At 61.9% G+C, this 23,357-nt stretch carries 20 protein-coding genes, 1 other RNA gene and 1 pseudogene; 13 read left to right on the forward strand and 9 right to left on the reverse strand.

Annotated features, from left to right (window positions below; all coding sequences use genetic code 11):
- Positions 1–30: 30 nt before the first annotated feature.
- From J3P93_RS01470 to J3P93_RS01485, 4 genes are all read right to left on the reverse strand, one after another.
- Positions 31–633 carry a 5-formyltetrahydrofolate cyclo-ligase gene (locus J3P93_RS01470; protein ID WP_434594484.1) on the reverse strand — a complete coding sequence of 201 codons (603 nt, stop codon included), beginning with the start codon at positions 631–633 and terminating at the stop codon, positions 31–33.
- 79 nt (positions 634–712) lie between these two features.
- A non-coding RNA gene (gene ssrS, locus J3P93_RS01475) (6S RNA) lies at positions 713–891 on the reverse strand.
- Positions 892–921: 30 nt separating this feature from the next.
- Complete coding sequence (locus J3P93_RS01480) at positions 922–1,239, reverse strand: cell division protein ZapA (protein WP_016772632.1); 318 nt, start codon at positions 1,237–1,239, stop codon at positions 922–924.
- Positions 1,236–1,445 (reverse strand): TIGR02449 family protein, encoded by a 210-nt coding sequence (locus tag J3P93_RS01485; protein WP_007911197.1) that lies wholly within the window; start codon positions 1,443–1,445, stop codon positions 1,236–1,238. The genes J3P93_RS01480 and J3P93_RS01485 overlap by 4 nt, the downstream gene beginning before the upstream one ends.
- 130 nt (positions 1,446–1,575) lie before the next feature.
- Between J3P93_RS01485 and J3P93_RS01490 the strand changes: the two genes are divergently transcribed.
- From J3P93_RS01490 to gcvP, 10 genes are all read left to right on the forward strand, one after another.
- Entirely contained in the window at positions 1,576–2,130 is a 555-nt protein-coding gene (locus J3P93_RS01490) for a YecA family protein (RefSeq protein WP_008012538.1), read from the forward strand.
- 27 nt (positions 2,131–2,157) lie between these two features.
- A complete protein-coding gene (gene pepP / locus J3P93_RS01495) occupies positions 2,158–3,492 on the forward strand; it encodes a Xaa-Pro aminopeptidase (protein WP_434594488.1) in 1,335 nt (444 codons plus the stop codon).
- On the forward strand, positions 3,489–4,676 hold the full coding sequence (gene ubiH, locus J3P93_RS01500) for a 2-octaprenyl-6-methoxyphenyl hydroxylase (protein ID WP_434594490.1): 1,188 nt from the start codon (positions 3,489–3,491) through the stop codon (positions 4,674–4,676). The genes pepP and ubiH overlap by 4 nt, the downstream gene beginning before the upstream one ends.
- Complete coding sequence (locus J3P93_RS01505) at positions 4,669–5,154, forward strand: DUF4442 domain-containing protein (RefSeq protein ID WP_434594492.1); 486 nt, start codon at positions 4,669–4,671, stop codon at positions 5,152–5,154. Before ubiH ends, J3P93_RS01505 begins: the two co-directional genes overlap by 8 nt.
- Positions 5,155–5,163: 9 nt before the next feature.
- Positions 5,164–6,381: a 2-octaprenyl-3-methyl-6-methoxy-1,4-benzoquinol hydroxylase gene (locus J3P93_RS01510; protein ID WP_434598267.1), complete on the forward strand. Its 1,218-nt coding sequence runs from the start codon at positions 5,164–5,166 to the stop codon at positions 6,379–6,381.
- A gap of 246 nt (positions 6,382–6,627) precedes the next feature.
- Positions 6,628–7,632 carry an extracellular solute-binding protein gene (locus J3P93_RS01515; protein ID WP_024014737.1) on the forward strand — a complete coding sequence of 335 codons (1,005 nt, stop codon included), beginning with the start codon at positions 6,628–6,630 and terminating at the stop codon, positions 7,630–7,632.
- A 146-nt stretch (positions 7,633–7,778) separates the two neighbouring features.
- Positions 7,779–9,395, forward strand: a complete 1,617-nt coding sequence (locus tag J3P93_RS01520; protein ID WP_434594495.1) for an ABC transporter permease — start codon at positions 7,779–7,781, stop codon at positions 9,393–9,395.
- A 155-nt stretch (positions 9,396–9,550) separates the two neighbouring features.
- Entirely contained in the window at positions 9,551–10,633 is a 1,083-nt protein-coding gene (gene gcvT / locus J3P93_RS01525) for a glycine cleavage system aminomethyltransferase GcvT (protein WP_203419925.1), read from the forward strand.
- Between the two features lie 49 nt (positions 10,634–10,682).
- Positions 10,683–11,066, forward strand: a complete 384-nt coding sequence (gcvH, locus tag J3P93_RS01530; RefSeq protein WP_434594497.1) for a glycine cleavage system protein GcvH — start codon at positions 10,683–10,685, stop codon at positions 11,064–11,066.
- Positions 11,067–11,313: 247 nt separating this feature from the next.
- Entirely contained in the window at positions 11,314–14,187 is a 2,874-nt protein-coding gene (gene gcvP / locus J3P93_RS01535) for an aminomethyl-transferring glycine dehydrogenase (RefSeq protein WP_434594500.1), read from the forward strand.
- A 178-nt stretch (positions 14,188–14,365) separates the two neighbouring features.
- On the opposite strand, the gene J3P93_RS01540 is transcribed toward gcvP, so the two are convergent.
- From J3P93_RS01540 to J3P93_RS01550, 3 genes are all read right to left on the reverse strand, one after another.
- Complete coding sequence (locus J3P93_RS01540) at positions 14,366–14,686, reverse strand: DUF2388 domain-containing protein (protein ID WP_172833309.1); 321 nt, start codon at positions 14,684–14,686, stop codon at positions 14,366–14,368.
- Positions 14,687–14,751: 65 nt separating this feature from the next.
- Complete coding sequence (locus tag J3P93_RS01545) at positions 14,752–16,536, reverse strand: GspE/PulE family protein (protein ID WP_434594503.1); 1,785 nt, start codon at positions 16,534–16,536, stop codon at positions 14,752–14,754.
- A 93-nt stretch (positions 16,537–16,629) separates the two neighbouring features.
- Positions 16,630–16,968, reverse strand: a complete 339-nt coding sequence (locus J3P93_RS01550; RefSeq protein ID WP_434594505.1) for a hypothetical protein — start codon at positions 16,966–16,968, stop codon at positions 16,630–16,632.
- Between the two features lie 126 nt (positions 16,969–17,094).
- On the opposite strand from J3P93_RS01550, the gene J3P93_RS01555 reads away from it, so the two are divergent.
- On the forward strand, positions 17,095–17,565 hold the full coding sequence (locus J3P93_RS01555) for an Lrp/AsnC family transcriptional regulator (RefSeq protein WP_434594508.1): 471 nt from the start codon (positions 17,095–17,097) through the stop codon (positions 17,563–17,565).
- A 229-nt stretch (positions 17,566–17,794) separates the two neighbouring features.
- Here J3P93_RS01555 and J3P93_RS01560 read toward each other — a convergent pair whose 3' ends face one another.
- Positions 17,795–19,165 carry an inorganic triphosphatase gene (locus J3P93_RS01560; RefSeq protein WP_434594510.1) on the reverse strand — a complete coding sequence of 457 codons (1,371 nt, stop codon included), beginning with the start codon at positions 19,163–19,165 and terminating at the stop codon, positions 17,795–17,797.
- 158 nt (positions 19,166–19,323) lie between these two features.
- On the opposite strand from J3P93_RS01560, the gene argE reads away from it, so the two are divergent.
- Entirely contained in the window at positions 19,324–20,481 is a 1,158-nt protein-coding gene (gene argE, locus J3P93_RS01565) for an acetylornithine deacetylase (protein WP_434594513.1), read from the forward strand.
- Between the two features lie 275 nt (positions 20,482–20,756).
- On the forward strand, positions 20,757–22,058 hold the full coding sequence (argA, locus tag J3P93_RS01570) for an amino-acid N-acetyltransferase (protein ID WP_064589721.1): 1,302 nt from the start codon (positions 20,757–20,759) through the stop codon (positions 22,056–22,058).
- A 171-nt stretch (positions 22,059–22,229) separates the two neighbouring features.
- On the opposite strand, the pseudogene tauA reads toward argA, so the two are convergent.
- Positions 22,230–23,220: pseudogene (tauA, locus tag J3P93_RS01575) on the reverse strand (taurine ABC transporter substrate-binding protein).
- Between the last annotated feature and the right edge of the window lie 137 nt (positions 23,221–23,357).

Below are 23,357 nucleotides of genomic sequence, written 5' to 3' on the forward strand. Positions count from 1 at the left end.
CTCCGACGCCGCTGTTCTGGCGGCGTCCTGTCACGCGAAATACCACGCCTTGTCGGTGACCGTGCCCTGTAACGGTACATCCCAGCTCGCCTGCGCCAGACGTTCGACCTTCTGACATTCATGTGCCAGGCCCAGCAGCGTCGGCTTGCGCCAGTTTTTGCGCCGCGCCAGATAGGCGAGGCTGCGATCGTAGAAACCGCCGCCCATGCCCAACCGACCGCCGACATCGTCGAACCCCACCAGCGGCAGCAGCACCAGGTCCAGTGCCCAGACCTTGCGTTGCCGACTCAGATTGGCCTGCGGTTCGAGAATGCGAAAACGATTGGGTTTGAGCTTTTCGCCGGGGCGAACGCGCTGAAAAACCATCTTGGTCCGCGGCCAGGCGCTGAGCACCGGCAGATAGGTCGCCTTGCCCCGGCGCTGGGCTTCGCGCAGCAGCAGCAGCGGATCGATTTCGCCATCGGTGGGCAGATACAGGGAGATGTGTTTCGCCCGACGAAAATGCGGGTCTTGCGCCAGTTGCCGGAACAGGCCTTTGGCAGCCTGATGTTGCTCGGCTTTGCTCAGCGAGCGGCGCGCCTTGCGCAGCAGGCGGCGGAGTTGCGGGCGGGGCAGCAGCGCGGGTTCGGTCATGGTTCGGCTTCGGCAGGGTGGACGAAAACGTACGCATAAAAAATCCGATGTCGGCATTCACCGACATCGGATTCGAATCAGGCTCCCCGGATGTACCGCTGTCAACTCAGCCCTTGAACCCGAAAGTTCAAGGTGGAAGAAGCAGTAGACTTTAAGGCTTTCCGTCTAGCGGACATGCACACCAGCCCAACGTGCAACTTCCAGGGTAGTGCGAATCGGCTCCGGGACATCGTCAACTGGCAAGCACCCCAGGGAGTGCCGCGAGTATACCTCAAGCTGCCAGGCGAATCAGCCCTTGGCGGTGTTCTGGTCGTCGGCCAGGACCAGATCGACACGATCGAGCAAGTCGCGCACCTGTTCGCGGGTCGAACCGCTGGCCTGGATGTCCGGGCGCTCTTCTTTGTGCAACAGGTCATGGGTGATGTTCAGCGCGGCCATCACCGCAATGCGATCGGCGCCGATGACTTTGCCGCTGCTGCGGATCTCGCGCATCTTGCCGTCCAGGTAACGGGCGGCACTGACCAGATTGCTGCGTTCTTCCGGCGGGCAGATGATCGAATATTCTTTGTCGAGGATCTGCACGGTGACGCTATTGCTTGAACTCATGAGTCTTGCTCCAGGGCCTTGAGGCGCGAAATCATCGATTCGACCTTACGCCGGGCGATTTCGTTTTTTTCAATGAGGTGAGCGCGTTCCTCGCGCCAGGTCTTTTCCTGAGCTAGTAAGAGTGCGTTTTGACTCTTTAGTTGCTCGACTCGGCCAATCAGCAGTTCGAGTCTGGCCATCAGCGCTTGCAGGTCGGTGTCTTCCATTGTGTCCACTGGGTTGGAGTCTGTCTGATGGGATAGCTGGCGGACAGCCTTTAATAGTCTTGGCGAGTCTGTCGATGTAGGATACAAGGCCTTCATTCTAGACATAGCGCCGTCTGGCGCCTAGCTGCCCATGCCCATTCAGAATTCTCCGTACCAAGCCTTCGCCACCCTGCTGAGCACCAGCGGCCATCCCGTCTCGCCTGCCGAACTGCACGGCCTGTTGCTCGGCCGCAGTTGCGCCGGTGCCGGCTTCGAAGCCGACAGCTGGTTGGCCGACGCCGCCGAGCTGCTCGAAGGCGAGCCGCAGGACAATGTTCGCAATGCCTTGATCGGCCTGCAAGAGATGGTCAAGGGCGAGCTCACCAGCGACGACATGACCGTTGTTCTGCTGCTGCCGACCGACGACGCACCGCTCACCGAGCGCGCGGCTGCACTGGGCCAGTGGTGCCAGGGCTTCCTTACCGGCTTCGGTCTGACCCGTCGCGAATATGCCTTGAGCACGGAAGCCACCGAAGTGCTGCAGGATCTGGCCGCCATCGCCCAGGTGCAAGACGCGCTGGAAGAGTCTGATGACGGCGAAAGCGACTACATGGAAGTGATGGAGTACCTGCGCGTCGCTCCGTTGCTGCTGTTCACCGAAACCAAGAAAACCGACGAAGCGGCCGCCAAACCGTCGCTGCATTAATCGCGTGCCAGGGAAAGCCATCTGCCCATGACCCATATCCCCAAAGCGGAATACAGCCGGCGCCGCAAGGCGCTGATGGCGCAGATGGAACCCAACAGCATCGCGATCCTGCCCGCCGCCGCGGTAGCCATCCGCAACCGCGATGTCGAGCATGTCTATCGTCAGGACAGCGACTTTCAATACCTCAGCGGGTTTCCCGAGCCACAAGCGGTGATCGTGCTGATGCCCGGCCGTGAGCATGGCGAGTACATCCTGTTCTGCCGTGAACGCAACGCCGAACGCGAATTGTGGGACGGCCTGCGCGCAGGGCAGGAAGGCGCAATCCGTGATTACGGCGCTGACGATGCATTCCCGATTACTGACATCGACGACATCCTTCCGGGTCTGATCGAAGGCCGCGACCGGGTGTATTCGGCGATGGGCAGCAACCCTGAATTCGACCGGCACCTGATGGACTGGATCAACGTGATCCGCTCCAAGGCCCACCTCGGCGCCCAGCCGCCGAACGAATTCGTTGCCCTGGATCACCTGCTGCACGACATGCGCCTGTATAAATCGGCGGCAGAAGTGAAGGTAATGCGCGAAGCCGCGCGGATCTCGGCGCAAGCGCATATCCGCGCGATGCAGGCCAGTCGCCCGGGCCTCTATGAATACAGTCTCGAAGCCGAGCTGGATTACGAATTCCGCAAGGGCGGGGCGAAGATGCCGGCCTACGGCTCGATCGTCGCCGCCGGGCGCAACAGCTGCATCCTGCATTACCAGCAGAACGACGCGTTGCTCAAGGATGGCGATCTGGTGTTGATCGACGCCGGTTGCGAGATCGACTGCTACGCCAGCGATATCACCCGCACCTGGCCGGTCAATGGCCGGTTTTCGCCAGAGCAGAAGGCGATCTACGAGTTGGTGCTGGCCTCGCAGGAAGCGGCCTTTGCCGAAATCGCCCCGAACAAGCATTGGAATCAGGCGCATGAAGCGACCGTGCGAGTGATCACTACCGGATTGGTGAAACTCGGTTTGCTGCAGGGCAATGTTGACGAACTGATCGCCAGCGAAGCCTATAAAGCGTTTTACATGCACCGCGCCGGCCACTGGCTGGGCATGGATGTGCACGACGTCGGCGAGTACAAGGTCGGCGGCGAATGGCGGGTGCTGGAGGTCGGCATGGCGCTGACCGTGGAACCGGGCATCTACATCGCCCCGGACAATCAGAACGTCGCCAAAAAATGGCGCGGCATTGGCGTGCGCATCGAGGATGACGTGGTGGTGACCCGAAACGGTTGTGAAATCCTCACCGGCGGCGTGCCCAAGACCGTCGCCGACATCGAAGCGTTGATGGCACAGGCAAGGACACACGCGGCATGAGTCGAGTCAATCTGGCAATCATCGGTGGCGGTCTGGTCGGCGCCAGTCTGGCGCTGGCCCTGCAGGGCGGGGCCAAGGCCCGTGGCTGGAAAATCGTCCTGATCGAACCGTTTGCGCCGGGCGACAGCTGGCAGCCGAGCTACGACGCACGTTCATCGGCGCTGTCCTTCGGCTCGCGGCAGATTTATCAACGGCTGGGCGTGTGGCAGGAGATCTCCCGCCGCGCCGAGCCGATCAAGCAGATTCACGTTTCTGATCGGGGGCGTTTCTCTACCGCGCGCCTGTCGGCGATGGAAGAGGGCGTGCCGGCGCTCGGTTATGTGGTGGAAAACGCCTGGCTCGGCCAATGCCTGTGGCAGCACCTCGACAAAGACGTGATTACCTGGCGCTGTCCGGCCGAAGTCGCGCGCATGGAGCCGCTGCCCGACGGCTATCGGCTGACGCTCAACGATGAAACCACCCTTGAATGCGACCTCGCGGTCCTCGCCGATGGCGGGCGCTCCGGGCTGCGCGAGCAGTTGGGCATCAACGTGCGCACGCGTCCATACAACCAGAGCGCGTTGATCGCCAATATCACCCCGAGCGAAGCGCACAACGGCATGGCGTTCGAGCGCTTCACCGACGAAGGGCCGATGGCCTTGCTACCGTTGCCGGACAACCGTTGCGCACTGGTCTGGACGCGTCTGGGCATGGACGCGCAGCGTCTGGCCGAGTTGAGTGAACGGGATTTCCTCAGTGAATTGCAGGGTGTGTTCGGTTACCGCCTCGGCACGCTGGAACAGGTCGGCGCGCGACACCTGTATCCGCTTTCGCTGGTTGAAGCCGAAGAGCAGGTGCGTTCGCATCTGGCCGTGCTCGGCAACGCCGCGCACAGTCTGCATCCGATCGCCGGCCAGGGTTTCAACCTGTCGCTGCGCGACGCCGATGCCTTGGCCGCCGCACTGCTGGGCAGCGATAAAGCGCTGGGCGACTTCGCCACGTTGCAGGCCTATCGCGAGCGTCAACGACTCGATCAGGACCTCACCGTGGGTTTTTCCGATCAGGTCACGCGCCTGTTCGGCAGCACCCAGCCGCTGGTGTCGCTGGGGCGCAACATCGGCCTGCTCGGCCTTGAACTGCTGCCACCGGCCAAGCGCTGGTTTGCCCGTCAGGCCATGGGCCTGGGAACGCGCCCGGATGCTTGAGCGGTTGATCGCCAGATTCGGCAAGGCGCGGCTGATGCGCTGGGCGATGACGTTCTATCCGCCTTATCTGGGCGCCGGGGTGCGGGTTCGGCACATCAGCGATGACTTTCGCGACGTCCGGGTGTCGATGGGGTTGGGCTGGTACAACCGCAACTATGTCGGCACCCAGTTCGGCGGCAGTCTGTATTCGATGGTCGATCCGTTCTTCATGCTGATGCTCATGGAAAACCTTGGTCCGCGTTACATCGTCTGGGACAAGGCCGCTGACATCGATTTCATCGCGCCGGGCAAAGGCCCGGTGTTCGCCAGGTTCACCCTCGACGAGACGTTGCTCGCCGAGATCCGCCGGCAGACCGCCGATGGCGAAAAATACCTGCCGCAGTTGCAGGTCGATATTCATGACGGCGCCGGCCATCTGGTGGCGCGGGTCGGTAAAACCCTTTACGTGCGGCTCAAGCCGCCAGCGAGACAGGCTTAAAGCATGGAAATGCGCGCAGATCTGCTGATTGTCGGAGCCGGAATGGTCGGCAGCGCCCTGGCGCTGGCGTTGCAGGACAGCGGCCTGGAAGTGCTGCTGCTCGACGGCAGCCCGTTGAGCGTCAAACCGTTCGCGGCCGATGCACCGTTCGAGCCGCGGGTGAGCGCGCTGTCGGCGGCCAGTCAACGTATTCTCGAACGCCTTGGCGTCTGGGACGGCATTGTCGAACGGCGCACCAGCCCGTACACCGACATGCATGTGTGGGACGGCAGCGGCACCGGGCAGATTCATTTTTCGGCGAGCAGTGTGCATGCCGATGTGCTCGGTCACATCGTCGAAAACCGTGTGGTTCAGGATGCCTTGCTTGAGCGCTTGCACGACTGTGATATGGGCTTGCTGGCCAATGCACGGCTGGAGCAGATGCGCCGCTCCGGCGACGACTGGTTGCTGACCCTGGCGGATGGGCGCAAGTTGCGCGCGCCGCTGGTGATCGCCGCGGACGGCGCGAACTCGGCGGTACGCCGCCTCACTGGCGTGGCGACCCGCGAGTGGGATTACCTGCATCACGCCATCGTCACCAGCGTGTGCAGCAGCCAACCGCATCAGTTGACTGCATGGCAGCGCTTCACCGATCACGGGCCGCTGGCGTTTTTGCCGCTGGAGCGTGACGGCCAGCAGGACTGGTGCTCGATCGTCTGGTCGACCACGCCGAGCGAAGCCGAGCGCTTGATGGCGCTGGATGAAGTGGCGTTCTGTGCTGAACTGGAGCGGGCTTTTGAAGGGCGTCTTGGCGACGTCGTCAGTGCCGACCCGCGCGTCTGCGTGCCGCTGCGTCAGCGTCACGCCAAGCGCTACGTGGCCGAAGGGCTGGCGCTGATTGGCGACGCGGCGCACACCATCCACCCGTTGGCGGGGCAGGGGGTGAACCTGGGCTTCCTCGATGCGGCGGTGCTGGCCGAGGTGCTGTTGCAGGCTGCGGAGCGCGGTGAGCGTTTGGCGGATGTGAAAGTACTGAGCCGTTACGAGCGGCGGCGCATGCCACACAACCTCGCGCTGATGGCGACGATGGAAGGCTTCGAACGGTTGTTCCAGGCTGATCCACTGCCGCTGCGCTGGTTGCGTAATACCGGGTTGAAACTGGTGGAGCGGATGCCGGAGGCCAAGGCTGTGTTTGTGCGCGAGGCGCTGGGGTTGACCGGTGATCTGCCGGCCTTGGCCAAACCCTGAAATGTTTGTTGTTGCTGCTGACCTCATCGCGGGCAAGCCCGCTCCCACAGTGGTCGGTGTGAAACATCAATGTTGGACACACCGAAAACCTTGTGGGAGCTGGCTTGCCAGCGATGGCGTCGGCAAACCCGACACAAAAATAACGCTGTGCAACATCTGGTAACGCCTTCCCCCAGTGTTCGATTGTGGTGGTAAATGTGAGTCCTTATCATTTGGCCCACATTTCCCGACCGAGAGACCACTCCCATGTTGGCACCCAAGCGTCTTCTGACCGCACTGGCCCTGACCTTGATCGGCAGCACCACCGCCCAGGCTGCCGATGAGGTGGTGGTTTACTCGTCGCGCATCGATGAGCTGATCAAACCGGTGTTCGATGCCTACACCGCCAAGACCGGGGTGAAGATCAAGTTCATCACCGACAAGGAAGCGCCGCTGATGCAGCGCATCAAGGCCGAAGGCGAGAACGCCACCGCCGACCTGCTGCTTACCGTCGACGCCGGCAACCTCTGGCAGGCCGAGCAGATGGGCATTTTGCAGCCCTTCACCTCGAAAACCATCGATGCCAATATCCCGTTGCAATATCGCTCGTCCACGCACGCCTGGACCGGCCTGAGCCTGCGCGCACGGACCATCGCCTATTCCACTGAGCGGGTGAAACCGGGCGAACTGACCACTTACGAAGCCTTGGCCGACAAGAACTGGGAAGGTCGCCTGTGCCTGCGCACGGCGAAGAAGGTCTACAACCAGTCGCTGACCGCCACCATGATCGAAGTGCACGGCGCCGAGAAGACCGAGAAAATCCTCAAGGGCTGGGTCAACAACCTGTCCACCGACGTGTTCTCCGATGACGTTGCCGTGCTCGAAGCGATCAACGCCGGGCAATGCGATGTCGGCATCGTCAACACCTACTACTACGGGCGCCTGCACAAGCAGAAGCCGGAGTTGCCGGTGAAGCTGTTCTGGCCAAATCAGGCCGATCGTGGCGTGCACGTCAATCTGTCGGGCATTGGCCTGACCAAGCATGCACCACACCCGGAAGCGGCCAAGGCTCTGGTTGAATGGATGACCACGCCAGAGGCGCAGAAGATTTTTGCTGACGTGAACCAGGAATTCCCGGCCAACCCGGCGGTGGCGCCCTCCGAGGAAGTGGCGGCGTGGGGCAAGTTTGTTGCCGATACCCTGCCGGTGGAAGTGGCGGGCAAGCGCCAGGCTGAAGCAATCCGGATGATGGATCGGGCGGGTTGGAACTGATTCTGCTGTCCTGATCGTTCCCACGCTCCGCGTGGGAATGCAGCCCTCGACGCTCTGCGTCGTGCCGCTGAAAGCGTGACGCAGAGCGTCACAGGATGTGTGCCCACGCAGAGCGTGGGCACAATCATTTAAACGAGATTGTCTTCTTGGCCCACCCCGCCCAACGCCGCTGGTACCCCATCGTCTTCACCATCGCCGCGCTGGTGCTGTTGCCCCTGAGCGTTCTGCTGCTCTCGTGGCAGACCATCGATCAGCAGATCTGGTCGCACCTGTGGCAAACCCAGATGCCGCGCCTGCTCGGCAACACGCTGACGCTGGTGCTCGGCGTCGGGGTTGGCGTGACGCTGCTCGGTGTCAGCCTCGCGTGGCTCACCAGCCTCTGTGAATTCCCCGGTCGGCGCTGGCTCGACTGGGCGTTGATGTTGCCTTTTGCCATTCCCGCCTATGTGCTGGCGTTCGTGTTCGTCGGCCTGCTCGACTTCTCCGGCCCGGTGCAGAGCGTTTTGCGTGAATGGTTCGGCAGCGGCCTGCGCCTGCCAAGGGTGCGCTCCTCCGGCGGGGTGATCATCGTGCTGGTGCTGGTCTTCTATCCCTACGTTTATCTGTTGGCGCGCACCGCTTTTCTGGCCCAGGGCAAGGGGTTGATGGAAGCCGCGCGAGTACTCGGCCAATCGCCGTGGCAGGCCTTCTGGCGCGTCGCATTGCCGATGGCGCGGCCGGCGATCGGCGCGGGGGTGGCGCTGGCATTGATGGAAACCCTGGCGGATTTCGGTGCGGTATCGGTGTTCAATTTCGACACGTTCACCACGGCCATCTACAAGACCTGGTACGGCTTCTTCAGCCTGTCGAGCGCCGCGCAACTGGCCAGCTTGCTACTGCTGGTGGTGATGCTGGTGCTGTACGGCGAGCGTCGCGCCCGCGGGGCGAATCGGGCGGGCAACGAGAGGCCGCGGGTCAAAGCGCTGTATCACTTGCGCGGGCTCAAGGCCTTCGCGGCGATGAGCTGGTGCGGTCTGGTGTTCGCCTGCGCTTTTGTGATTCCGGTATTGCAACTGGCCGTATGGTTCTGGCAGCGCGGGCGTTTCGATCTGGATGAGCGCTACGCCGGGCTGATCCTGCACACCCTGTATCTGGGCGGTATGGCCGCGTTGATCACTGTCAGCGTCGCCTTGCTGCTGGCTTTCGCCCGGCGCCTGGCGCCGACGCCGGCAATCAACAGTGGCGTCGGCCTGGCCAATCTGGGTTACGCGCTGCCGGGGTCGGTGCTGGCCGTGTCGATCATGCTCGCCTTCAGTTATCTGGATCGCGAGCTGGTGATTCCGCTCTCCGGCTGGCTCGGTGGCGCGGGCAAACCCCTGCTGCTCGGCAGTCTGGCAGCGTTGCTGATGGCCTATCTGGTGCGGTTTGTTGCCGTGGCGTACGGGCCGCTGGAAAGCAGTCTGGCGCGTATACGGCCGTCTTTGCCCGAAGCGGCACGTAGCCTGGGTGTCAGTGGGCCGCGACTGTTTTTCAAAGTGTATCTGCCGTTGTTGCTGCCCGGCACCCTGAGCGCGGCACTGCTGGTGTTCGTCGACGTGCTCAAGGAAATGCCCGCCACCCTGCTGATGCGCCCGTTTGGCTGGGACACGCTGGCGGTGCGCATCTTTGAAATGACCAGCGAAGGCGAGTGGGCGCGGGCGTCGTTGCCGGCGCTGACGCTGGTTCTGGTCGGATTGTTGCCGGTCATCGGCCTGATTCGTCGTTCCGCGCACCGAAACACTTAGTAGTGAGTCCTACATCATGCGGCTACAATGCGCGGCATTCGGAGCGGTCCGTCTGACAGACCCGTACGCTGGAATCGGCTGAAAGCCCTATGCATCAGGGCTCTCTTCCGCTTAGCGGCGGTCCGCACCCTCGCCACGCCCGGAAGGAGAAACCCATGGGACAGCGTACGCCTCTGTATGACCTGCACCTCGCCCTCGGCGCGAAGATGGTCGATTTTGGCGGTTGGGACATGCCACTGCATTACGGCTCGCAGGTCGAGGAGCACCACGAGGTGCGCCGCGATTGCGGGGTGTTCGATGTTTCCCACATGACCGTGATCGATGTCAGCGGCGCCCAGGCCAAGGCCTGGCTCCAGCATTTGCTGGCCAACGACGTCGACCGCCTGCACCGCCCCGGCCGGGCGTTGTACAGCACCATGCTCAATGAGCGTGGCGGCATCGTCGATGACATGATCGTTTACCGCCTCGACGACGCGTATCGGCTGGTGTTCAACGCCTCCACCCGCGATCAGGATCTGGCGTGGATGAACGCGCAACTGGGCAGTTACGACGTGCAGTTGCATGAACGCAGCGAGCTGGCAATGCTCGCCATTCAGGGCCCGCAGGCCCGGCACAAGATTGCCGAGCTGGTGACCCAGTCCCGCGCGACCCTGATCCAGCAGCTCAAACCCTTCGAAGGCTACTGTGACGGCGACTGGTTTATCGCTCGCACCGGTTATACCGGCGAGGATGGCCTGGAAATCTGTCTGCCGGCCGATCAGGCGCCGGGTTTCTTCAACGATCTGGTCGGCGCCGGAATTTCCCCGATCGGCCTCGGCGCCCGCGACACCTTGCGGGTCGAGGCCGGAATGAACCTCTACGGGCAAGACATTCATCAGGACGTTTCGCCACTGGCCTCGAACATGGCGTGGAGCATCGCCTGGGAACCGGCCTCGCGCCAGTTCATCGGTCGTGCGGCGCTGGAGGCGGAAAAAACCGCCGGGGTGGCGCACAAACTGGTCGGTCTGGTACTGGAAGAGCGCGGTGTTTTGCGCGCACATCAGGTGGTGCGGATCGCTGATGTTGGCGAAGGGGAGATCACCAGTGGTAGTTTCTCTCCTACGCTGAGCAAATCGATTGCCCTGGCGCGTGTACCGATGGCAACTGCCGACCGCGCCGAAGTGGAAATCCGTGGCAAGTGGTACCCGGTGCGAGTGGTCAGACCGACCTTCGTGCGTCATGGCAAGACTTTGATCTAACCTTTTTCCGGCGGGCCTGACCGCTGACCAATTCCTGAGGACACTGAAGATGAGCGATATCCCTGCCGAACTGCGTTTTGCCGAAAGTCACGAATGGGCGCGTCTGGAAGCCGACGGCACCGTCACGGTGGGCATCAGCGATCACGCGCAGGAAGCGCTGGGCGATGTGGTGTTTGTCGAATTGCCTGAGCTGGGTAAAGTGTTCGCGGCTGGGGATGCGGCAGGCGTGGTGGAATCCGTGAAAGCAGCCTCCGACATCTACGCCCCGGTGGGCGGTGAAGTCATCGCGGTCAACGAAGAGCTGGGCGGTTCGTCCGAGCTGCTCAACTCCGAGCCTTATGGCGCGTGGATCTTCAAGCTCAAGCCAAGCGACAAGGCCGAGCTGGACAAGCTGCTGGATGCGGCTGCGTACAAGGCTGCCATCGGCGAGTAAGCGTTAAGCAATACCCAAAGCCCCGATTCGTCGGGGCTTTTTCATGCCCGACACAAACCCTTGTAGGAGTGAGCCTGCTCTCGATAGCGTTCTTTCAGAAGCCTTATGCTGACTGACACACCGCTATCGCGAGCAGGCTCACTCCTACAGGGGTATGCGGAGCACTTGAGAATAGCTTGTCATACAGACTGCTATGCTGGTTTGACCGTGTCGCCTTGACGCCCAGCACCCGCCAGGAGAGCCCGTCATGTCCCAGTTGCCGTCCCTGCGCCAGTTACGCGATCCCGATGCCTTTGCCCGCCGTCACCTCGGCCCGGATGCCGCTGAGCAGCAGGCGATGCTCGACAGCCTCGGCCTCGGCAGTCGGGTCGAACTGATCGAGCAGACCGTGCCGCCGGCGATTCGCTTCAACCGTGCGCTGGACTTGCCAGCGGCCCTCGATGAACCGGCGGCGCTGGCGAAACTGCGCGGCTATGCCGAGCAGAATCAACTCTGGACCAGCCTGATCGGCATGGGCTATCACGGCACCCTCACGCCAACGGTGATTCTGCGTAACGTGCTGGAAAATCCCGGCTGGTACACCGCGTACACGCCGTACCAACCAGAGATCGCTCAGGGCCGGCTCGAAGCGCTGCTTAACTTTCAGCAATTGACCATCGACCTCACCGGCCTTGAACTGGCCAATGCCTCGCTGCTTGATGAAGCCACGGCAGCGGCTGAGGCCATGGCGCTGGCCAAGCGCGTCGCGAAGTCGAAGAGCAACGTGTTTTTCGTCGATGAAAACTGTCATCCGCAAACCCTTTCCGTGGTGCAGACCCGTGCCGAAGGGTTCGGCTTTGAACTGGTCGTCGACGCTGTGGATAACCTGAAACAACACGAGGTGTTCGGCGCGCTGCTGCAGTACCCCGACACCCATGGCGAGATTCGTGATCTGCGGCCGTTGATCGACCACTTGCATGCGCAGCAGGCGCTGGCCTGCGTCGCCACCGATCTGTTGAGCTTGTTGCTACTGACGCCGCCGGGTGAACTGGGCGCAGACGTGGTGTTCGGTTCGTCCCAGCGTTTTGGCGTGCCGATGGGTTATGGCGGCCCGCACGCGGCGTTTTTTGCCAGCCGCGAAGAATACAAACGGGCGATCCCGGGGCGGATCATCGGCGTGTCGAAAGATGCCCGTGGTAACGTTGCGTTGCGCATGGCCCTGCAAACCCGCGAGCAACATATCCGCCGCGAAAAAGCCAATTCGAACATCTGCACCGCGCAGGTACTGCTGGCCAATATCGCCAGTTTCTACGCGGTGTATCACGGCCCGGAAGGTTTGCGGCGTATTGCCCAGCGCGTGCATCGGCTGACCTGCCTTCTCGCCGCAGGGCTTGAGCGCCACGGGATCAAACGCATCAATGCGCAGTTCTTCGACACGCTGACGCTCGACGTCGGCGGGGCACAGACCGCGATCATTGAAAGTGCCAAGGCCGCGCAGATCAATCTGCGCATTCTGGGACGTGGCCACCTCAGCCTGAGTCTCGACGAAACCTGCGATGAAAGCACCGTGGCGCGGCTGTTCGATGTGCTGCTCGGCGCCGATCATGGCTTGGACGTCGACGCGCTGGATGGCGAAGCCATCGCCTCGGGAATTCCCGACGACCTGCAACGCACCACGCCGTACCTGCGTCATCCGGTGTTCAACGCCCATCACAGCGAAACCGAAATGCTGCGCTATCTCAAGCAACTGGAAAACAAGGATCTGGCACTCAACCAGTCGATGATCCCGCTGGGCTCCTGCACGATGAAACTCAACGCCACCAGCGAAATGATCCCGATCACCTGGCCGCAGTTCGCCAACCTGCACCCATTCATACCGCGCGAGCAGGCGCTGGGTTATACGTTGATGATCGAGGAGCTGGAGCGCTGGCTGTGCGCAATAACCGGCTTCGATGCGATCTGCATGCAACCTAATTCCGGCGCACAGGGCGAATACGCCGGGCTGCTGGCGATCCGCAAATACCACGAGAGTCGCCAGCAGGGCGCGCGGGACATCTGCCTGATTCCGGCATCAGCCCATGGCACCAACCCGGCGTCGGCGCAGATGGCCGGCATGCGCGTGGTCATCGTCGAATGCGATGAGGCCGGCAACGTCGATCTCGCCGATCTGAAAGCCAAAGCCGCTGAAGCGGGAAACAAGCTGTCGTGTCTGATGGCGACCTATCCGTCGACCCACGGGGTCTACGAAGAGGGCATCAGCGAGATCTGCCGAGTGATTCATCAGCATGGCGGCCAGGTGTACATGGACGGCGCCAACCTCAATGCGCAAGTAGGCCTGGCGCGGCCGGCCGACATTGGTGCTGATGTGTCGCACATGAATCTGCACAAGACCTTCTGCATCCCCCATGGTGGTGGCGGGCCGGGCATGGGGCCGATTGGTATTCGCGCGCACCTGGCACCGTTTGTGGCCAACCATCCGGTGGTGCCGATTGACGGGCCGCTGGCGCAGAACGGCGCAGTCAGTGCGGCGCCGTGGGGCAGTGCGAGCATTCTGCCGATCAGCTGGATGTACATCGCCATGATGGGCCCGCAACTGGCCGATGCCAGTGAAGTGGCGATTCTCGCGGCGAATTATCTGGCGCAGCATTTATCCGGCGCGTTCCCGGTGCTTTACACCGGACGTAACGGTCGGGTGGCGCATGAATGCATTCTCGATTTGCGTCCGCTGAAAGCGCAGACCGGCATCAGCGAAGAAGACGTGGCCAAGCGTCTGATGGATTACGGTTTCCACGCCCCGACCATGTCCTTTCCGGTGCCGGGCACGTTGATGGTCGAGCCGACCGAGAGCGAATCCAAGGCTGAACTGGACCGTTTCATTGGCGCCATGCTGAGCATCCGCGCCGAGATCAACGAAGTGCAGAACGGTAACTGGCCGGCGGAAGATAACCCGCTCAAACGCGCGCCGCATACCCTGGCCGATGTCACCGGCGTCTGGGAGCGGCCGTACAGCATCGAACGGGCGATCACCCCTGATGCACACACCCGGTTGCACAAATATTGGCCGGCGGTGAATCGGGTCGACAATGTCTATGGGGATCGGAATCTGTTTTGTGAGTGTGTGCCGGTCGAGGATTATCGCTGATTCACACCGGTCCCTTGTAGGAGTGAACCTGCTCGCGATAGCGGTGTATCAGTCGCTGAAAAGGCTGACTGGCAGACCGCTATCGCGAGCAAGCTCGCTCCCACAGGGTTATCAGTGAGGCGGAAATTCGGGCAAAAAAATGCCGCTCAATCGAGCGGCATTTTCATACGCGAAAGGCTTATTCGGAAGCCACGGCATTCTTCGCCAGAATCGCATTCGCCAGGTCCATGTCCGACGCTTGCAGGCCAGGATTGTCGGCGCGGACTTTCTGCATCGCTGCTTCCAGGTACGGGCCACGAATGCCGCCGTCGCTGGCGACGAAGCTGCCGGCGTCGTCCTGGGCGGCGACGATCAGCTTGTGATCCTTGAAAGTCAGATAAGTGGAGCCGGTGGTGGCGCCGGACGAGATGACGTTACGCCAAAAGCTGTCCGCCATGGCCGAACCGACGGGAAGGGACAACAGGGCCATGGTGGCGACAGCAAGTTTGAGACGCATGATGAGGTGACTCCTGGGGATTAACTACGGCGTTGGATCGTCGTTCCCGGATCCGGTTCCATGGTGGACTATCTCTGCTCGCTTTGCGGTGTCACCCGCAGCACTTCCTCAACCGTGGTCAGCCCCGCCGCGACTTTCTGCGCACCGGACAGGCGCAGGCTGCGCATGCCTTCCTTGAACGCCTGGCGGCGGATCGCCGTGAGATCGGTGTCCGGGGTGATAAACGCCTTGAGGCCGTCGCTCAATTGCATGATTTCGTAAACCCCGGCGCGGCCGCGATAACCGGTGTCGCGGCATTCGACGCAGCCGATCGCCCGTTGCGCATGACCCGGCAACGGCGCCTGCCAGGGCCGGGTCAGTGTCTGCCAGTCGTCCTCGTCCAGTGTCTGCGGCGCCTTGCAGTGCGGGCACAGGGTGCGCACCAGACGCTGGGCCATGACCCCGAGCACCGTGGCCTTGATCAGGTAATGCGGCACGCCGAGTTCGAGCAGACGGCTGATCGCGCTCGGCGCGTCGTTGGTGTGCAGGGTCGACAGCACCAAGTGCCCGGTGAGCGCAGCCTGAATCGCCATTTCCGCGGTTTCGAGGTCGCGGATCTCGCCGATCATGATGATGTCCGGGTCTTGTCGCATCAATGCACGCACGCCGGCGGCAAAACTCAGCTCGATGTTGTGCTGTACCTGCATCTGGTTGAAGGCCGGCTCGACCATCTCGATCGGGTCTTCGATGGTGCAGAGGTTGACCTCCGGGGTCGCCAGTTTTTTCAACGTGGTGTACAGCGTGGTGGTCTTGCCCGAACCGGTCGGCCCGGTGACCAGAATGATGCCGTTGGGCTGGCGGGTCATGTCCTGCCAGCGGCGCAGGTCGTCGGCGCTGAAGCCCAGTTGATCGAAATCCTTGAGCAGCACTTCCGGGTCGAAGATGCGCATGACCATTTTCTCGCCGAACGCCGTCGGCAGCGTCGACAGGCGCAACTCCACCTCACCACCGTCCGGGGTCTTGGTCTTGACCCGGCCGTCCTGGGGTTTGCGCTTCTCGGCGACATTCATCCGGCCGAGGCTTTTCAGGCGACTGACAATCGCCATGGTCACCTGCGGCGGGAATTGATAGACGTTGTGCAGCACGCCGTCGATGCGAAAACGCACGGTGCCTTGCTCGCGGCGCGGTTCGATGTGGATATCGCTGGCGCGTTGCTGAAAGGCGTACTGGAACAGCCAGTCAACGATGTTGACGATGTGCGCATCGTTGGCGTCCGGTTCCTGATCGCTGGCGCCGAGGTTGAGCAGTTGTTCGAAGTTGCCGAGGTTGCCGCCCTGCGCATCGGCATTGCTGGCGCCGCTGACCGATTTCGCCAGCCGAAAGAACTCGACGCTGAAACGCTGGATGTCTGCCGGGTTGGCCACTACCCGTTTGATCGGCAACTTCAGTACATGGGTCAGGTCTGCCTCCCAACCGGTGACATACGGCTGGGCGCTGGCGACCGTCACCGAGTCGCGGTCCACGGCGACGGCGAGAATCTTGTGCCGCTGGGCGAAGGCGTAGGACATCAGCGGCGTGATCGCCGCAACGTTGATTTTCAGCGGATCGATGCGCAGGTACGGCTGTCCGGCCTGTTGCGCCAGCCACAGGGTCAGGCTTTCCAGGTCCAGGTGCTTGCCCGGCCGGCTGAGGTCGTCGAGTTGCTGGCTGGCAATGAATTCCAGCGGATGCTTCTGCGCGTGCGCCGCGTGACGGCGACGCGCATTCAACGCCTGCTCGGCGGCGTCCTGGCAGATGAAGCCTTGCGCGACCAGCTCGCGCAGGACTTCATTGAGGTCCAGCCAGCGGTCCTGAAGAGCGAGTTGAACGGACATGCGGGCTTCCTTTTCAAGCGACAGTGCGCAAAAGAATAGCCGTGGCCCTGCGGACCGTTGGGCCACTACCCGACGAAGCCGTTGCCGGGTTTGTCAGCCGGTGGCTTGTGCCGGGGCATCCCAAGCGCTGTCGGCGTTTTGCAGATCGACCGAGCAGACGCTGATCAGGTTACGAAGTTTTTCCGCGATTACTTGTGCGCGGTGCCAGCTCAGGCCGCCCATGACCAGGTCGATCGATAACAGATCGTCCTTGCGCTGCACGTTGACCTGCTCGGGCGTAAGAAACTGCAAGGCGAACAGGTTCAGCACCCGCACCAACAGATCCGGCTCGGCCTCGGCAAGAATCTGATACTGCGCCAGGCAATGGGTGTTGCTGGCGTTCCAGACGTCGGCGCGGGTCGGGGCTCTGTTTACGGCTTCAAGGTGCGGCATGGCAAGTCTCCAGATCACTGGGCAAAATTTTTACATTCGCTGGCGGGTATTTCTTGGCTAATATCGGTGATATTGGCGATTGATTGATGTGATCAATTCGTATTATTCGGTTTCCGAGGTTTTTCTATGCGCAGCGAGCTGGACGCCTACGACCGCAAGATACTCGCCCTGCTGCAAGAGGACGCTTCGTTGTCCAGCGCACAGATCGCCGAGCAGATCGGCCTGTCGCAATCGCCGTGCTGGCGACGGATTCAGCGGATGAAGGAGGAGGGGATCATTCGCGGACAGGTGACCTTGCTCGATCGCAAGAAGATCGGCCTGAACACGCAGATCTTTGCCGAGATCAAACTCAACGCCCACGGACGATCGAACTTCACCGAGTTCACCGAGGCGATTCGCGGCTTTCCGGAAGTGCTGGAATGTTATGTGTTGATGGGCGCGGTGGATTTTCTGTTGCGCATTGTCGCGGCGGACATCGAGGCGTATGAGCGGTTTTTCTTTGAAAAACTGTCGCTGGTGCCGGGGATTCAGGAAGTGAATTCGATAGTGGCGTTGTCGGAAATCAAATCCACTACCAGCCTGCCGGTTCTACCCTGATCGTTCCCACGCTCCCGCGTGGGAACGCCTCAACGGACGCTCTGCGTCCGCTTTGGGACGCGGAGCGTCCCGGGCTGCATTCCCACGCGGAGCGTGGGAACGATCAATCCACTACCAGCCTGCCGGTCTGAGGTGAGGCGGCGGGTCTCATCGCTAGCAGGCTAGCTCCCACAGGTTTTGTGTTCGCCACATTTCCCCTGTGGGAGCCAGCCTGCTGGCGATCGCGGTATTACATGCGCAGGAGCATTTTCCACGCGCGATTCTGGTAAACCGCAATCGCCTGTTGCTTGCGCGCGTCGAGCAGTTCGTCGGTGATGGTCGGCTCGTTGGCCAGTTGCGCCAACTTGTTCAGCTCGCCGTAGAGGCGATCCATTTCCGGGATCTCCAGCACGTTGCGCGCGTGGTGCAGCCAGACCTGAATGCGCTCGATGCGCGGCAGTTGTTCAGCAAGGTCTTCCGGCTGCTGCTGATAGCGCTGCAGTTGCAGGGCCGTGGCTTCTTCGCCGAGCAGGCGCGGCAACCAGCTGTGCAGCTGCGCGCCGCCCTGACGATTGCCACGCACGTTGCGGTCGGCGGTCCAGGTGCGGGCCAGCAACCAGCGCGACGTGCTCAGCGAGAACAGGCCCCAGCGCGGATCTTCGAGTTCTTCGAGAAACTGCTCCGGTGCGGCTTTGCGCACGTCCTCGTCTTCGATGCCGACCTGCACCAGCGGGCGCCAGTCTTCGAGCAATGCATCCAGTGCCACACGCAGGTCGTGGGTCGACTGACGCGGCGCGGCCTGGCCGAGGCTGCTGAGCAGGGCGCGCATTTCTGCGAGGTTTTCGACCCAGTCCTGCAGCAGGCGCCAGTGGCCGTTGAAACGATACTGTTCGGCCAGACGCTGGCTGCTGCCGAGCAAGTGCCAGCTCAGCGCGGCGAAGGCGTCATCCAGTTGGGTTTCCGGGGTCAGTTGCGGCGCCGGCAGGCTCAGCGAATAGCTGTTGGCGTCATACAGACGGTAACCGCGCTCGGCCTTGCTGATGTCGCACGGCATCAACGCCAGTGTTTCGGCCAGCTCAGCTGCGAGTTCGAGCAGCGCGGCAGGCTCGCCTTCGCGCAGTTCAAGTTCCAGTTCGCAGATTTCTTCTTTCTGCTTGCCGACCACGACGTGACCGAGGTCCAGTGCGGCTTCGATGACCACTCTGGTCTTGCCACGGCCCCAGGCGATTTCGGCGCGCTCGCGGACGAAATCGGTGGTGAAGATCGGCTTGAGGGTTTTCTTGTCGAGCTCGGCCAGCGACTCGGGCCAGCATTCGCCGTCGAGTTTCTTCACATCGAGCTTGGCTTTCGGCAGTTTCCAGTCGTACTCGTTACGTTCGGACAGACCGGCGACGCTCTGGCCGCGCGTCTTCAGGGTCTGGATGACCTCGTCGCCATCCTTGCGAAGGCGCAGGGCGACCTTGGCCTGGGCCAGATCACGCTCCGGGGTGTCGAAGTACTGGTTCATCAACTCACGGCGTTCCCAGCCACTTTTGTTGCGTTTCTTCAGGAGCGGGTGCTCGCGCAGTGCGGCGAGGGTTTCGCGGCTGACGCGGAGTTTGATTTCGGTTTCTTTCTGCATGGCCGGAAAATCCAGGATATCGGGAGCGCAGCCGGGGGAATGTGTGGCTGCCAAGGCCGTGCAGTGTACAGGAGTCAAACTTCCTACGCCCTGCGGCGGTTTATTCCGAGCGCCGGATGGTTCTATGATGGACCTCAATCCGGGAGTTGGAGTCAGCGATGCCTTTGCCATCCATGCAAGACCAGTTCGCTGCGCTGATTGCCGCGCCGTCGGTCAGCTGTACCCAACCCAGCCTCGATCAATCCAACCGCGCCGTTATCGATCTGCTGGCGGGTTGGCTGGGCGATCTGGGCTTTGCCTGTGATATCCAGCAGGTCAGTCCGGGCAAATTCAATTTGCTCGCCAGCATCGGCAGCGGCCCCGGCGGCCTGGTGCTGGCCGGGCACAGCGACACGGTGCCGTATGACGACGCGCTGTGGCAGACCGATCCGCTGAAGCTCACTGAAGTCGATGGCCGCTGGGTCGGTCTCGGCAGTTGCGACATGAAGGGCTTCTTCGCGCTGATCATCGAGGCCGTGCAGCCGCTGCTCGATCAGCCATTCAGGCAACCACTGCTGATTCTCGCCACCTGCGATGAAGAAAGCTCGATGTCCGGCGCCCGCGCCCTGGCCGAGGCCGGGCAACCGCTTGGCCGTGCCGCGGTGATTGGCGAGCCGACCGGGCTCAAGCCGATCCGCATGCACAAAGGCATCATGATGGAGCGCATCGACATTCTCGGGCAGAGCGGGCATTCGTCGGATCCGCGGTTGGGCCATAGCGCCCTCGAAGCCATGCACGATGCGATCGGCGAGCTGCGCGGCCTGCGCCTGTTGTGGCAGCGCGAATTCAACAATCCGCAGTTCAACGTGCCGCAGCCGACCCTGAATTTCGGCTGCATCCACGGCGGCGACAACCCCAATCGCATTTGTGGCCAGTGCTCGCTGGAATTCGATTTGCGCCCGCTGCCGGGCATGGACCCGAAGGTCCTGCGCGCGGAAATCCTGCGCAAGCTCAACCCGGTGGCCGAGCGGCATCAGGTGAAAATTGACTACAAACCGCTGTTCCCGGAAGTGCCGCCGTTCGAGCAGAGCGAAGACGCTGAATTGGTGCGCATTGCCGAAAAGCTCACCGGCCATCGCGCCGAAGCAGTGGCGTTCGGCACCGAAGCGCCTTATCTTCAGCGCCTCGGCTGCGAAACCATCGTGCTCGGCCCCGGCGACATCGCCTGTGCCCACCAGCCCGGCGAATACCTTGAAATGTCACGTTTGCAGCCTACCGTGCAGCTATTGCGGCAGTTGATTGAACATTACTGCCTGAGCCCGGACCAACATATGTGAACTGAATGCTGTACCTGTAGGCCTTCGCCTGCTCGCGATAGTGGTGAGTCAGTCACCGGAGATGTTGACGGGAGGTCCGCTATCGCGAGCAGGCGAAGGCCTACAGGGGATCCGTGTTTTGTCTGACCGAACGCTGTAAATTGCCAACACCCCAACCCGTATTCATGAGGAGAGCGCGCGTGTCGCCAAGCCTGTTCCGACGATAACCATCAGCCCGCTGTGCGTTTTTTCGTTTCGCCCCTTTTTCGGCTGCTCTTTATTACAGGCCCAGGTTCATGCCCGAATACGTTAATTGGCTTCGTCACGCGTCCCCTTACATCAATGCCCACCGTGATTGCACCTTCGTCGTCATGCTGCCCGGCGACGGCGTTGAGCATCCGAATTTCGGCAACATCGTCCACGACCTGGTCCTGCTGCACAGCCTCGGCGTGCGTCTGGTGCTGGTGCATGGCTCGCGTCCACAGATCGAAACCCGCCTCGCCGCGCGCGGCCTGACCCCGCATTACCATCACGGCATGCGCATCACCGACGCGGCGACGCTGGAGTGTGTGATCGACGCGGTTGGGCAGTTGCGCATCGCCATCGAAGCACGGCTGTCGATGGACATGGCTTCCTCGCCGATGCAGGGCTCACGCCTGCGCGTGGCCAGCGGCAACCTCGTTACCGCGCGGCCGATCGGCGTGCTCGAAGGCGTTGATTATCACCACACCGGCGAAGTGCGCCGGGTCGATCGCAAGGGTATCAACCGCCTGCTTGATGAACGCTCGATCGTGCTGCTGTCGCCGCTGGGCTATTCGCCGACCGGTGAGATTTTCAACCTTGCCTGCGAAGACGTCGCCACCCGCGCCGCCATCGATCTGGGCGCGGACAAACTGCTACTGTTCGGTGCCGACCTCGGTCTGATCGACGAGAACGGCAAACTGGTGCGAGAGCTGCGTCCGCAACAAGTCCCGGCGCACTTGCAGCGTCTGGGCAGCAGCAACTATCAGGCGGAACTGCTCGATGCCGCCGCTGAAGCCTGCCGTGGCGGCGTGGCGCGCAGCCATATCGTCAGCTACGCCGAAGACGGCGCGCTGCTGACCGAACTGTTCACCCGTGACGGCGGCGGTACGCTGGTCGCGCAGGAGCAATTCGAACTGGTCCGCGAGGCGGCGATTGAAGACGTCGGCGGTTTGCTCGACCTGATCAGTCCGCTGGAAGAGCAGGGCATTCTGGTGCGCCGTTCACGCGAAGTGCTGGAGCGCGAGATCGAGCAGTTCAGCGTGGTCGAACGCGAAGGCATGATCATCGCCTGCGCGGCGCTGTACCAGATTGCCGATTCCGACGCCGGCGAGCTGGCTTGCCTGGCAGTGAATCCGGAGTATCGCCATGGCGGGCGAGGTGATGAATTGCTTGAGCGCATCGAAACCCGCGCGCGGGCGCAGGGTTTGAAGACCTTGTTCGTGCTCACCACGCGGACTGCGCACTGGTTCCGCGAGCGCGGTTTCGAACCGAGCAGCGTCGAGCGTCTGCCAGCGGCGCGGGCTTCGCTGTACAACTACCAGCGCAATTCGAAGATCTTCGAAAAGACGCTGTAATCGCGTCACGCCATTCGATCGTTCCCACGCGCAGCAAAGGAATGCCTCAACGGACGCTCCGCGTTCGGCTTTTGATGGGACGCGGAGCGTCCCGGGCTGCATCCCCACGCAGAGCGTGGGAACGATCAATTCGCGGAACCGATGTGTGAGCGAGCTTGCTCGCGAAGCTTTTTATTGCGCGACAAACTTCGCACTGACGTACGGCGAATAATCCGTCAGCACCGTTTCGACCTTGCCCTGTTCCTTGAGGAACTTCGCTGTCTCGCCAATCGCCTTCGCCGTGCCGCCGTCCAGCAGCGCAGTGGTTTGCTGCGCTTGGGCATCCGGGAATGTCGAGCCAGCGAGCAGTTCCGGTACATCGGCGGCATTGGCACCGGTCAGTTTGGCGATTTTCTGTACCGGCACCGAGTCGGCCGTCCAACTGTCTTTGTGCGCGGCGTAATCGGCGAACGAGTCCAGCGTGACCTTGGCGAATTTCGCCACGACGTCCGGGTGCTTCTCGGCAAAATCCTTGCGCGCCACCCACACTTCAAAGGTCGGCGCGCCCCACTGGCCGACCTGCGCGGCATCGGTCAACGTCTTGCCGGTCTTGCGGATTTCACCCAGCGCCGGCGACCAGACAAACGCCCCGTCGATATCGCCACGCTTCCACGCGGCGGCAATCTCCGCCGGTTGCAGATTGACCACTTTGACTTGCGAGGTCGTCAGGCCCCAGTGCTTCAGTGCCCCGAGCAAGCTGTAGTGAGAAGTGGACACGAAAGGTGTGGCGATGGTTTTGCCGATCAGATTCCTGCGGCTTATCAATGCCGCTGCCATTGCGCACCACCAAGGCTTCGGCGGCGTTGATCTGCGCTGACACGATAAATGCCACGATCGGCAGATTGCGCGACGCCGCCGCGGCCAGCGGGCTTGAACCGAGGTTGCCGATCTGCACGTCGCCCGAAGCGATGGCTGTCACAACTTCCGGGCCGCTGTTGAAGCGCCGCCAGTCGATCTTTTCGCCGATGACCTCTTCATAGACGCCGTCCGCCTGGGGCACTTTGCTCGGGTCGATGCCCGTCTGATAACCCACGGTCAGACCAGCGGCATGTGCGGAAAAAGAAAACAGTGCCGACACACAAACTGTAACAAATTGACTTGATAGTGCGCGTTTCGCCATGATGCGTCGCCTTTTCGATAGGGTTTGACGTAGGTGGGACTACGGCAAAGCTAATCGATCTAAAAAAAGGTCAACAAATACCATTTAGGAATGAGCTTAGGCGCCGATACGCTGTTTCCCGGCGCGGATGGCCATTAATC

This window comes from Pseudomonas sp. R3-57 (assembly GCF_051132065.1).
In the GTDB taxonomy this organism is placed as follows: domain Bacteria; phylum Pseudomonadota; class Gammaproteobacteria; order Pseudomonadales; family Pseudomonadaceae; genus Aquipseudomonas.